This window comes from Pseudomonas sp. D1-1, from assembly GCF_051132225.1.
Classification (GTDB): domain Bacteria; phylum Pseudomonadota; class Gammaproteobacteria; order Pseudomonadales; family Pseudomonadaceae; genus Aquipseudomonas.
Genome location: NZ_CP071676.1, coordinates 1,380,624 through 1,393,016 on the forward strand (window position 1 = coordinate 1,380,624; position 12,393 = coordinate 1,393,016).

Annotated in this window: 12 protein-coding genes; 7 read left to right on the plus strand and 5 right to left on the minus strand. The window is 61.0% G+C overall.

The genetic code is table 11. The features are described from left to right. The first annotated feature begins 8 nt into the window (after positions 1–8). Positions 9–674: a bifunctional 4-hydroxy-2-oxoglutarate aldolase/2-dehydro-3-deoxy-phosphogluconate aldolase gene (locus J3P86_RS06070; protein WP_283556083.1), complete on the plus strand. Its 666-nt coding sequence runs from the start codon at positions 9–11 to the stop codon at positions 672–674. Positions 675–752: 78 nt separating this feature from the next. On the opposite strand, the gene J3P86_RS06075 is transcribed toward J3P86_RS06070, so the two are convergent. Further along, entirely contained in the window at positions 753–1,940 is a 1,188-nt protein-coding gene (locus J3P86_RS06075) for an aminotransferase class V-fold PLP-dependent enzyme (protein ID WP_434699657.1), read from the minus strand. 16 nt (positions 1,941–1,956) lie between these two features. Then, positions 1,957–2,193: a DUF3820 family protein gene (locus tag J3P86_RS06080; protein WP_305496320.1), complete on the minus strand. Its 237-nt coding sequence runs from the start codon at positions 2,191–2,193 to the stop codon at positions 1,957–1,959. Positions 2,194–2,399: 206 nt separating this feature from the next. Here J3P86_RS06080 and J3P86_RS06085 point away from each other — a divergent pair, with 206 nt between their 5' ends. From J3P86_RS06085 to J3P86_RS06100, 4 genes are all read left to right on the plus strand, one after another. Beyond that, positions 2,400–2,864, plus strand: coding sequence for a PA2169 family four-helix-bundle protein (locus tag J3P86_RS06085; protein WP_186709209.1), 465 nt, complete (start codon positions 2,400–2,402; stop codon positions 2,862–2,864). Positions 2,865–3,055: 191 nt separating this feature from the next. Beyond that, complete coding sequence (locus J3P86_RS06090; protein WP_434699658.1) at positions 3,056–5,056, plus strand: FUSC family protein; 2,001 nt, start codon at positions 3,056–3,058, stop codon at positions 5,054–5,056. Next, entirely contained in the window at positions 5,043–5,249 is a 207-nt protein-coding gene (locus J3P86_RS06095; protein WP_249873604.1) for a DUF1656 domain-containing protein, read from the plus strand. The genes J3P86_RS06090 and J3P86_RS06095 overlap by 14 nt, the downstream gene beginning before the upstream one ends. A gap of 10 nt (positions 5,250–5,259) precedes the next feature. Further along, positions 5,260–6,123, plus strand: coding sequence for an efflux RND transporter periplasmic adaptor subunit (locus J3P86_RS06100; protein ID WP_434602993.1), 864 nt, complete (start codon positions 5,260–5,262; stop codon positions 6,121–6,123). Between the two features lie 169 nt (positions 6,124–6,292). Here the strand turns inward: J3P86_RS06100 and J3P86_RS06105 are convergent, their stop codons facing one another. Both J3P86_RS06105 and J3P86_RS06110 read right to left on the minus strand, forming a co-directional pair. Next, complete coding sequence (locus tag J3P86_RS06105; protein ID WP_003227420.1) at positions 6,293–6,763, minus strand: MaoC family dehydratase; 471 nt, start codon at positions 6,761–6,763, stop codon at positions 6,293–6,295. 40 nt (positions 6,764–6,803) lie between these two features. Further along, positions 6,804–7,748, minus strand: a complete 945-nt coding sequence (locus J3P86_RS06110) for a lysophospholipase (RefSeq protein WP_434653466.1) — start codon at positions 7,746–7,748, stop codon at positions 6,804–6,806. Between the two features lie 225 nt (positions 7,749–7,973). Between J3P86_RS06110 and fadD2 the strand changes: the two genes are divergently transcribed. Further along, on the plus strand, positions 7,974–9,662 hold the full coding sequence (gene fadD2 / locus J3P86_RS06115) for a long-chain-fatty-acid--CoA ligase FadD2 (RefSeq protein ID WP_434695648.1): 1,689 nt from the start codon (positions 7,974–7,976) through the stop codon (positions 9,660–9,662). A 367-nt stretch (positions 9,663–10,029) separates the two neighbouring features. After that, complete coding sequence (gene fadD1 / locus J3P86_RS06120; protein WP_434602995.1) at positions 10,030–11,721, plus strand: long-chain-fatty-acid--CoA ligase FadD1; 1,692 nt, start codon at positions 10,030–10,032, stop codon at positions 11,719–11,721. Between the two features lie 211 nt (positions 11,722–11,932). Here the strand turns inward: fadD1 and J3P86_RS06125 are convergent, their stop codons facing one another. Continuing rightward, complete coding sequence (locus J3P86_RS06125; protein WP_305496313.1) at positions 11,933–12,310, minus strand: hypothetical protein; 378 nt, start codon at positions 12,308–12,310, stop codon at positions 11,933–11,935. Between the last annotated feature and the right edge of the window lie 83 nt (positions 12,311–12,393).

Here is a 12,393-nt window from a genome sequence, read left to right on the forward strand (position 1 = left end):
CAGCCGCTATGACAAACCCATCCCCGACCGTTTCCATGGCGGATAAAGTAACGCTGATCGACAGCCTCTGCGCCAAGGCGCGGATCTTGCCGGTGATCACTATTGCCCGTGAGCAGGACATCCTGCCGCTGGCCGATGCCCTGGCCGCCGGTGGCCTGACGGCGCTGGAAGTGACCTTGCGCTCGCAGTACGGCCTCAAGGCCATCCAGGTGCTGCGCGAGCAGCGTCCGGAACTGGTGACCGGCGCCGGCACGGTGCTCGATCGCCATATGCTGGCCGCCGCCGAGGCCGCCGGTTCGCAATTCATCGTGACCCCGGGTATTACCCGCGACTTGCTGGAGGCTAGCGTCCAGAGCCCGATTCCGTTGTTGCCGGGAATCAGCAATGCCTCGGGCATCATGGAAGGCTACGGGCTGGGTTATCGCCGCTTCAAGTTGTTCCCGGCGGAAGTCAGCGGTGGCGTGGCTGCCATCAAGGCCCTGGGCGGTCCCTTCGGCGAAGTGAAATTCTGCCCGACTGGCGGCGTCAGTCCGGCCAATATCAAGAGCTACATGGCGTTGAAGAACGTGATGTGCGTGGGCGGCAGCTGGATGCTGGATCCGGAGTGGATCAAGAACGGCGACTGGGCCCGCATCCAGGAATGCACCGCCGAGGCCCTGGCGCTGCTGGACTGATTGTCTTACCGAACTTCGTTGGGTGTTCTACGGCTTTACGGTGCGCTTGGTCGGCGCACCGTTTTTTTTTGCCTGTTGTTATGTGTTGCTCAGGTGGATAAGCGCCTGGGTCAACCGCTCGATATCCCGCGCCAAGGTAATCAACCCAGGCGTGATGCGGATGCACGGGCCGACGCTGGTCTTGCGCACCACGGTAAAGATTTCATATTCCTTGAGCAGCCGATCGGCCATGACTTGCTGATCGGGCTGGGCGGTGAAGCGCATCGAGGTGATGCCGCAATAGAGCCGCCGATCGTCCGGAGTCATGACTTCAATGCCGGGCACATCACGTACCGCGTTCACCCAAAGGTCCCGCAAGTAGCAGAGTCGGGCACCTTTGGCCGACGCGCCGCCCAGGGTGCGGTGTTCTTCAAAGACCAATGGCAGCGTCAGCAGGGCAGGGATGTTGGGCGTGCTGTGGGGTGTGCGTGAGCGCACATCGGTGGCGGGGTAATTGGCTTCGTCCATGTCCGGATCGATGTCGACCAGCCGCTCTGGAGCGATATAGAGAAAGCCCAGGGCCAGCGGGCCGCCAATCCACTTCTGCAAGTTGAAACCGGCGAACTGGATACCCAGCTTCTTCAGGTTGAACTCGATCTGACCCAGGGCGTGCGCGCCGTCGAGAATGATGTCGACATCGAACTCCCGCGCCGCCTCGGCAATCGCCTTCACCGGCATGACGAGGCCGGTCAGGTGGTTGACGTAAGTCAGCGCCATCAGCTTCAGGCGCGGGTAACGAATGAAGGTTTCCCGATAGGTGCCCACTAGGCTTTCGAAACTGGCGGGATGCGGGTGGACCAGTTCGATGATCTTCGCCCCTCGCTGGCGAGCCAGCCAGCGCATCGCGCTTTTGACTGACTCGTACTCGACGTCGCTTATCAGCACCTGATCGCCAGGCTTGAGGCCGTTGTAATTGCGAATCAGCGTCTGCAGGGCGTCCACCGCGCTGGTGGCCAGCGCCACGGCAGAGGAGGGGACGTGAATCAGTTGCGCCACTTGGCGGCGAATCGCTTCGCCATGTTCCCGGTCGAAATGCTGACGTACGTACACCGAGTTGCCGCGATTGACGAATTCGATGTTGCGCTGGTACTCCTCGACCACGGTACGCGACATCCGCCCGAAGTAGCCGTTTTCCAGGTTGAGCGGGCCCTCGGGCTCGACGTCGTAGCGGTCGCCGAAGGTCTGCCAGAAAGCTTCATCATGGGCGCGCAGGGTGTTTTCGGGCATGGGCGGATTCAGTCGGTCAATGGCGTGGTTTGGGCAGGCCGTGTTTGGCGCGCAGCGGATCCAGCAGGTCCGACAGACCGTTGTGGTCGATCTCCTGCATCAGCGCCAGCAAAGCGCCCAGTTCTCCGTGGGGAAAACCCTCCCGGGCAAACCAGTTCAGGTACTGGCCCGGCAGGTCGGCAAGGATTCGGCCCTTGTATTTGCCGAAGGGCATCTGGCGCGTCACCAGCAGTTCAAGCTTTTGCGGATTCATGGCGATTTGTCTTGATAGGAACCATCGGCAAAATACAGGCATTCTGCATGCAGGCCAAATGACAGATCATGCAAATAACGCGGATACAGATTTTTGTGTATTTTGTAACTTCTTGAATTTAAAGTATTTTTATTGTTTTTTTTGGCTGGCACGGCCAATGCAATATTCCTTGCAGGTTTTTATTCACCAAGCAAAGGAACTGAAAAATGACTGACATCAATAAAGAATCCATCTCTGTCTTGAACGACCTGATCGAGACCAGCAAGGATGGCCAGGAAGGATTCAAGACCTGCGCTGAAGACATCAAGCATCCAGAACTCAAGGCCCTGTTCGTTAAACGCGCGGCCGATTGCGCAACTGCCGCGGCCGAGCTGCAAGCCGCTGTGCGTTCGTTGGGCGGCGATCCGGAAACCTCCACCAGCGTCGCTGGCGACCTGCACCGTCGTTGGGTAGACGTAAAATCGATGTTTACCGGCAAGGATGAAGAAGCGGTCCTCAACGAAGCCGAACGCGGCGAAGACCATGCACTCAAGGCGTACAAGGAAGCCATCGAGAAGATCAACAAGCACAACCTGGTAGGTATTCGTGACCTGGTTGAGCGTCAGTACCACGGCGTGCAACGCAACCACGACCAGGTCAAGGCGCTGCGTAACCAGGCGCGTGCCAGCTGACACATGCCTGTGACGCAAAAAAACGCCAGCCTGCTGGCGTTTTTTTATGGGCTCGAAACCGCAAGAGTGTTTGTCAGATCCGTCAATAATCTGCTCTGGACTCGAATAGGTAGCTAGCTAATAATTGCGCTGCCTATTGCGCGATCTATCGTTACTACGTTCGTTACTTCGGTCCCAGAAGAGTTTTCCGCGTGCCCATTACCTTCCAGGCCTTGTTCGCCCCTGACCGCCTCGCCGTGCAGTTCGCCATCAAAACCGTGCTCGGCGGCGGCCTGGCGTTGTGGCTGGCGTTGCGCTGGGGCCTGGAGCAGCCGTCGTGGGCATTGATGACGGCGTTCATCGTCGCCCAGCCGCTGTCCGGCATGGTGGTACAGAAGGGCCTGGCGCGTTTGGTCGGTACTTTGGTGGGGACGATCATGTCGGTGGTGTTCATGGGATTGTTCGCCCAGGCACCGTGGTTGTTCTTGCTGGCGCTGGCGCTGTGGCTGGGTGTGTGCACGGGCTGTTCGACGCTGTTGCGCAGCGCCTGGTCGTATTCTTTCGTGCTGGCTGGCTACACGGTGGCGATCATTGCCTTGCCGGCCCTTTCCCATCCACTTGGGGTCTTCGATCAGGCCGTGGCGCGGTGCACCGAGATCAGCCTGGGCATTACCTGCGCCACGGCGGCCAGTGCCTTGCTCTGGCCGTTGCGGGTCGAACGACAACTGGCGGATCAGGCCCGTGCCGCCTGGCAGAGCGGCATGCAGGCGGCGCGTGCAACGTTGGCCGGCGATGCCCAGGCGCGCAAAGGCTTGCTCGAAATCCTCGGCAAGATCGTTGCGGTGGATGCCCAGCGCGAACACGCCTGGTTCGAAGGCAGCCTGGGCCGCCAGCGCGCCCGGGCCATCAGCGGCTTGAGCCAGAAACTGCTGATGTTGTTGCGTATTTCCCGTTCGGTGCGTCGGCAGTGGAAACAACTCGAACCTCAGGAAGCCGAAGCGCTCCAGCCGTGGATGGACGAGGTGCAGCAGGCGCTCGCTGCAGACAGCGCGACGCTGCAGGCCCTGCGGCCTCGGGTTCTGGATGCTTCTCATGACCTGCGGATCAGCTCGGCGCAAAGTTACTGCCTGGCTCGTTTCGCCTTGTTGCTCGATACCGCCCTGGCTGCCTGTGCCGCGCTCGCGGCCGTGCAGGAGGGCAGGGCCGCCGCCGATCCGCCGCGCACGCTGGCGCCGCATCGTGATCTGTCCCTGGCCATGGTATTCGGCGCCCGCAGCGCCCTGGCATTCCTGGCGGTAGCCTGTTTCTGGCTGGCGACCGCCTGGCCCGCCGCATCCGGTGCGCTGTTGCTCACCTGCGTGGTGTGCAGCCTGTTTGCCAGCCGCGAAAACGGTGCGCAGATCGGCATGAGTTTCCTGCGGGGTATTTTCCTCGCAGTGCCGACGGCGTTTGTCATTGGCGAGATTTTCCTGCCGCAATGGAGCAGTTTCGCCATGCTGTGCATGGCCATGGGCGTGCCGTTGTTCCTGGGGGCGCTGTGCATGGCCAAGCCGCCGCTCTACGCCACGGCCACCTCGTTCTGCCTGCACTTTGTGGTGCTGGTCTCGCCGCTCAATGCGATGAAGTACGACGTTTCGGCATTCTTCAACAACGCCCAGGCAATGATGATCGGCGTCGGCGCGGCGGTGCTGGCGTTCAAGCTGCTGATCCTGCGCAACCCGGCCTGGCATAGCCGTCGGCTGCTGGCCGCGACGCTGGACGATCTGGTCAGGCTGACCCATCGCAATCTGCGTGGTGCTGAAAGCTGGTTCGGTGGCCGCATGGCTGACCGGCTGCTGCAACTGGCGCGGCATTATCCCGAGCTGCCGGTGCCGGCGCGCAGCCGTTGGGACGACGGCTTGCTGGGCCTGGACGTCGGTGACGAGTTGCTGCATCTGCGCCTGAGTCTGGCCGTTGCCCAGATACCCGACAGCCCGGCCCAGCGCGAATATTTCGAAACCCTGGAGCAGGCGCTGGAACACGGCCCCGGCGGCGATCAGGCCGAGGCTTTGGCCCAGGCAAGCGACGAATATCTGCGGGTGCTGTCGCAGCAACCGTCCAGCGATGCGCTGAAGCTCGCCCAAGGCGCGGTGGTGCAATTGCAGAACAGCTGGCGCGCCTGGTGCCGCCAGCACGAATTTGAAGAAGGGAAACATAGCCATGGGCTTGCGTGAATGGTCGATTGGCGGCGTGCTGCTCAGCCCGTTCCTGATTTATGTGGTCCTGGCCTTGCTGGCAACCGGGGCGCTGCGCCTGTTGCTCGGCCTGTTGCCGGTCGGGCGCTGGATCTGGCATGAAGCCTTGTTCGACTGCGCCCTGTACGTCTGTGTCCTGACTGTCATTACCCTGGTCCTCGGACCGTTATAAGGAGCTGAACATGCGTACACCCGTACGTGTCGCCGTCACGCTGGGCGTGGTGGCCGTGGCGATCTTCGCCGGGTTTCATCTGTGGCAGTACTACATGCTCACGCCCTGGACCCGGGATGCGCGAATCCGTGCCGACGTGGTGGTGGTCGCCCCTGACGTATCCGGTTGGGTGCGCGAACTCAAGGCCGTGGACAACCAGCAGGTCAAGGCTGGCGACCTGTTGTTGAGCATCGACCGCGAACGCTTCGAGGCCGCGCTGGAAAAGGCTCGCGCGGTGGTCCAGACCCGTCAGCAGCAGCTGAGCCTGCGTGAACACGAAGCCAGCCGCCGCGCCGCCCTGGGGCCTCAGGCGATCAGCGCCGAGCTGCGGGAAAATGCCCAGATCAACGCCGGCATTGCCCGTGGCGAACTGCGCGAGGCCCAGGCGCAGGCCAAGGTCGCCGAGCTGAACCTGGCCCGCAGCCAGGTCCTGGCCCCACGCAGTGGTCATATCACCAATCTGCGCCTGGCCGAAGGCAACTACGTCAACGCCGGGCAACCGGTGATGGCGCTGATCGATGATTCGACTTTCTACGTGCAGGCCTATTTCGAGGAAACCAAACTGCCGAGGATCCGCGTGGGCGATCCGGTCAAGGTCTGGTTGATGAGCGCCGACCATGCGCTGGACGGCCATGTGGAAAGCATCAGCCGCGGTATCACCGACCGCAACACCAACCCCGATGCGCAATTGCTGGCAGAGGTCGAACCGACCTTCAACTGGGTGCGCCTGGCCCAGCGGATCCCGGTGCGGATCAAGCTCGACAAGGTGCCGGAAGGGGTGAGCCTGAGCGCGGGGATGACGGCGAGTGTGCAGGTGCAAGAGCGGCTGCAATAACCGCAACACTGCAGTGATTTGTGGCGAGGGGATTTATCCCCGCTGGGCTGCGCAGCAGCCCCCTGTGCCCAGGCTGACACACCACAGTGGTCTTGAGGTATCGGGGGCGCTTCGCGCCCCAGCGGGGATAAATCCCCTCGCCACATTTCACTCCCATAGATCGCGGTAGTCAGCCGATGCTGATCGCCGGCAACGTCGGCAACGTAACAGTCTGCTGCTTGCGCGGAGCCAGGATCTCGGCCTCGCCGTCCACCACCAGTTCATCGCGCTGATTGAACACGCGCGTGGCGATGCGCACGCGGAACTTCGGCAGTTTCTCGAGGATTTCCAGGCGCACGGTCAGGGTGTCGCCAATCTTCACCGGTTTCTGAAAGCTCATCTGCTGGCCGATATAGATGGTGCCCGGCCCAGGCAGCTCGCACGCCACCGCCGCGCTGATCAGCGCACCGCTGAACATGCCATGGGCGATGCGTTCCTTGAACATGCTGGCGGCGGCGAATTCGGCGTCCAGGTGCACCGGGTTGTGGTCGCCGGACATGGCGGCGAACAGCTGGATATCGCGCTCTTCGACGGTCTTGCTGTAGCTGGCGGTCTGGCCGACTTCGAGGGCTTCGTAAGGGATGTTGGTAACCTGGGTCATGTCTGGATCCTGTAACAGGTAAAGGAAAAACGCTGCAAACCTACTCGCTACGTGGCGGCCGCTGGTGGCTCAGCGCCTGGGCAATCCAGGCCAGCACGTCGGCCGTCACTTCATCGCGGTTGATTTCATTGAACAGTTCGTGCCGGGCCTGCGGGTAGATCGTCAATTGCAGATGTTGATTGCCGGCGTCGCGCAGGGCATCGGCCAGATCTTTCAGACGCTTGCCTTCGCTCACCGGATCACATTCGCCGCCAATCACCAGCAACGGCAGGCCCGGATCGATCTGCGCGAGATTGGACGCTTTGCTGATCTGCTGCAAGCCGCCGAGGAGGTCGATCCACAGCTGATTGGTACAACGAAAGCCGCACAGCGGGTCCTGGACGTATTTGTCCACTTCGGTCGGGTCGCGACTGAGCCAGTCGAAGGGCGTGCGCACCGGTTTGAATTTTTTGTTGAAACTGCCGAATGACAGCCACTCGATGAGCGCGCTACGCCCCGTGGCTCCCTGGCGTCGACGTTCGAGGCGGGCGATCAGGCGTGCCGCGCGGTACAGCGCCACGGGCTGGAAATTCGAGCCGCTGAGAATCGCCCCGTGCAGGCTGGCGCTGTGGTGCAGCAGGTAACCCTGGGCGATATAGCTGCCCATGCTATGGCCCAGCAGGAGAATTGGTATTTCTGGATGTTGCTGGCCGATGTGCTGATTGAGGCTCGCGAGATCGCCGACCACCTTGGCCCAGCCGTCCTCGTCGGCAAAATGCCCCAGGACTGTTTCCTCGCCGGTCTTGCCATGGCCGCGCAGGTCCGGTGCGTAGACGCCATAACCTTCATCGCACAAGGCCTGGGCCAGGCGCCCATAACGAGCGCTGTGTTCGGCCATGCCGTGGGCCAGCATGAGCACGGCCTGCGGGGCGGTTTCGGGCAACCATTGGTTGACGAGGATGCGCCTGTGATCGGTCGCGGTCAGCCAGAACGTTTGGTGGATCATGGCGGTTCCTTTGCACAAAGTCAGACGCAGCGTCGCTGCATTGTATAGCGCATCCGTCGCGTCTCGCCTGATCAGGTCACGGCAAGGGAGGAAGATTCACACGATCTATGACGCAAGTTGCCATATTTGCCTGATTGGCCATAGCTGCTAGTGTCCGAGGAGCTCCGCCTGTGCAAGCGACACGCAAGCGGTCCCGGATACGTTCAGGTAAAGAGGACAAAAACAATGCAGCCTGATTTCTGGAATGACAAACGCCCGACCGGCGTGCCCTCGGACATCGACCTGGGTGCCTACAAGTCGGTTGTCGAGGTGTTCGAGCGTTCCTGCAAGAAATTTGCCGACCGTCCGGCCTACAGCAACATGGGGGTGACCCTCACCTACGCCGAGCTGGAGCGCTACAGCGCGGCCTTTGCCGGTTACCTGCAAGCCAATACCGACCTGGCGCCGGGCGATCGCATCGCCGTGCAGATGCCCAACGTCCTGCAATACCCGATCGCCGTCTTCGGTGCCCTGCGCGCCGGCCTGGTCGTGGTCAATACCAACCCGCTGTACACCCCGCGGGAAATGCGTCATCAGTTCAAGGACTCCGGTGCCCGGGCGCTGGTGTACATGAACCTGTTCGGGCTGAAGGTCCAGGAAGTGCTGCCCGACACCGACCTGCAATACCTGATCGAAGCGAAGATGGGCGACTTGATGCCTACCGCCAAAGGCTGGCTGGTGAATACGCTGGTCAGCAAGGTCAAGAAAATGGTGCCGGCCTATTCGCTGCCCCAGGCCATTTCCTTCAAGAGCGCCTTGCGCCTTGGGCGCGGCCAGGGCATCAAGCCCCTCAACGTCAGCCTCGATGACATCGCCGTGCTGCAATACACCGGCGGCACCACGGGGCTGGCAAAAGGCGCGATGCTGACCCACGGCAACCTGGTCGCCAACATGCAGCAGGCCCGGGCGTGCCTGGGGCAGATCGGCGATGACGGCCAGCCGCTGTTGCGCGAGGGCCAGGAAGTCATGATCGCGCCGTTGCCGCTGTACCATATCTACGCGTTCACGGCGAACTGCATGTGCATGATGGTCACGGGCAACCACAACGTGTTGATCACCAATCCCCGGGACATCGGTGGCTTCATCAAGGAACTGAAGAACTGGCGGTTCTCGCTGTTGCTGGGGCTCAACACGCTGTTCGTGGCGCTGATGGACCATCCTGATTTCAAGACGCTGGATTTTTCCAACCTCAAGGTCACCAACTCAGGCGGCACCGCGCTGGTCAAGGCCACGGCCGAACGCTGGAAGCAGCTCACCGGCTGTGGCATCACCGAGGGCTACGGCCTGACGGAAACCTCGCCGGTGGCCAGTGCCAACCCTTACGGCGGCAAGTCGCGCCTGGGTACGGTGGGGCTGCCAGTGCCGGGTACGCTGATGAAGGTCATCAACGACGACGGCGTCGAGCTGCCCCTGGGCGAGCGCGGCGAGCTGTGCATCAAGGGCCCGCAGATCATGAAGGGCTACTGGAACAAGCCCGAGGCGACCGCCGAAGTGCTGGACAGCGAAGGCTGGTTCAAGTCCGGCGATATCGCGGTGATCGATCCCGACGGGTTTGTGCGCATCGTCGACCGCAAGAAAGACATGATCATTGTCTCGGGTTTCAATGTGTATCCCAACGAGATCGAGGACGTGGTCATGGCTCACCCGAAAGTCGCCAGTTGCGCGGTCATCGGCGTGCCGGACGAGCGTTCGGGGGAGGCGGTGAAACTGTTCGTGGTGGCCCGTGAGGCGGGCGTCAGCCTTGAAGAACTCAAGGCCTACTGCAAGGAGAACTTCACCGGCTACAAGATCCCCAAGCACATCGTATTGCGTGACTCGCTGCCGATGACGCCGGTGGGCAAGATCCTGCGGCGGGAGCTGCGCGATATCGCCTGAGGCGCTTGCCTCAATGGAAAACCTGTGGGAGCGAGCCTGCTCGCGATAGCAGTCGATCAGTGACAGAGATGTCGGCTGATACGCCGCTATCGCGAGCAGGCTCGCTCCCACAGTTTTTTATGCATGGGGTGAAATTACGCGGCCTTAGAATCTTTACTCTAAAAGTGACCATTGGATTTTCTTGAGTAAAATTTGTGACTGCAGAGCCCATTTTTGGCTCTAGTCGACCCTCGGCAAAGCTGCTACTCTCGGCGCGCTTTTGTGACTTCTCGGCCTTGATTCAAGCCAGATTCACCAACAAAACACACACCAATAATAATCGCATCAAATGCGGTGAAGAATTCGCGTTGCTGAGGAGTGGGCTTCCATGATTGAAGACTTTTGGAAGGATAAGTACCCAGCTGGGATTGCTGCCGACATCAATCCAGACGAGTATCCGAATATTCAGGCGGTGTTGAAGCAGTCCTGCCAACGCTTCGCCGACAAGCCGGCATTCAGCAACCTCGGCAAGACGATCACCTACGGTGAACTCTACGAATTGTCCGGTGCCTTTGCCGCGTACCTGCAACAGCATACCGATTTGCAGCCGGGCGATCGAATCGCCGTGCAGCTGCCCAACGTTCTCCAGTATCCGGTGGCCGTTTTCGGCGCGATCCGCGCCGGGCTCATCGTGGTCAACACCAACCCGCTGTACACCGCGCGGGAGATGGAACACCAGTTCAACGACTCCGGCGCCAAGGCGCTGGTGTGCCTGGCCAACATGGCGCACCTGGCCGAGAACGTGGTGCCCAGGACCAGCGTCAAGCACGTCATTGTCACCGAAGTGGCCGACCTGCTGCCGCCGCTCAAGCGCCTGCTGATCAACAGTGTGATCAAGTACGTCAAGAAGATGGTCCCGGCTTACCATTTGCCCAAGGCCATCAAGTTCAACGACGTGTTGAGCAAGGGCCACGGCCAGCCGGTGAACGAAGCCAACCCCACCAGCGATGATGTGGCCGTTCTGCAATACACCGGTGGCACCACCGGCGTGGCCAAGGGCGCGATGCTGACCCACCGCAACCTGGTGGCGAACATGTTGCAGTGCAAGGCATTGATGGGCTCCAACCTCAATGAAGGCTGCGAAGTGTTGATCACGCCGCTGCCGCTGTACCACATCTATGCGTTCACCTTTCATTGCATGGCGATGATGCTGATCGGCAACCACAACATCCTGATCAGCAACCCGCGCGACTTGTCGGCGATGGTCAAGGAACTGTCGAAGTGGAAGTTCAGCGGTTTTGTCGGCCTCAACACGTTATTCGTGGCCCTGTGCAATAACGAAGCCTTCCGCAAGCTGGACTTCTCCGCACTGAAGGTGACCTTGTCCGGTGGCATGGCGCTGCAACTGGCAGCGGCCGAGCGCTGGAAGGCGGTCACCGGCTGCCCGATCTGCGAAGGCTACGGCATGACCGAGACCAGCCCGGTGGCTACCGTCAACCCGATCCAGCACATCCAGGTCGGCACCATCGGCATTCCGGTGCCATCGACGCTGTGCAAGGTCATCAATGACGCGGGCGTCGAATTGCCACTCGGTGAAATCGGTGAATTATGTGTGAAAGGTCCGCAAGTGATGAAGGGCTACTGGCAGCGCCAGGAGGCCACCGACGAGATCCTCGACGGTGAAGGCTGGCTCAAGACCGGTGATATCGCGCTGATCCAGCCGGACGGCTACATGCGCATCGTCGATCGCAAGAAGGACATGATCCTGATCTCCGGCTTCAACGTTTACCCCAACGAACTGGAAGACGTACTGGCCACCCTGCCGGGTGTGCTGCAGTGCGCGGCGATTGGCGTACCGGATGAAAAGTCCGGCGAGGCGATCAAGATTTTCATCGTCGTACGTCCAGGGGCCACGCTCACCAAGGAACAGGTGATGGAGCACATGCGCGCCAACGTCACTGGCTACAAAGTGCCCAAGGCCGTGGAGTTCCGCGATGCATTGCCGACCACCAACGTGGGCAAGATCCTGCGGCGCGAGTTGCGCGATGAAGAACTGAAGAAGCTGGGGCTGAAGAAGTAAACCCGCCGCCAATGAAAAGCCCCGCTGATGCGGGGCTTTTTGTTACAAGGCTATGGCCTCGCGCGGGGCGGCCGTTGTGGCGAGGGAGCTTGCTCCCGCTGGGCTGCGCAGCAGCCCCATCCGGTCCGACTGATACACCGCAGGGGCCGCTTCGCGTCCAGCGGGAGCAAGCTCCCTCGCCACAGGGGAACCGGTGATCCTGGCGATCGGGCTACAACCGAAACTGCGCAAAATCCAGGTTGGTGCCACCCGGCCGCATGTCTTGCAGGTAGGAATCCTTGTCGGCACTCAGTTCCAGGCTCAGGGCCGCCTTGCGTTTGCCCTGGTTGCGTACTTCCAGGCCTTCCAGTTTTTCCCGCAGGAACACCGTCGGTACTTTCAGGTGCAGCAGTTCATCGGTGGCGGGGGTGTGCAGCAGCAGGTGAATCCATTCGTATTGACCAATGGCCAGCCGGGCCACCGGAATGTCGAACCAGAAGATGTTGCGATTGCGGTTCAGTTCGCTGAAATGGCAATTGTTAACGCCCAGGACGGCGCCGCCCAGTTGCTGGTTCCTGCGGGCGATGGCCTGCTTTTTATCGAGTTTCATAACGTTCCTACGGGATTGGAGCTTCAGGTCGCAGCCTGGATACGTGGGGCATTCTCGGGGGTTGATCGGCAAACATAAAGCGC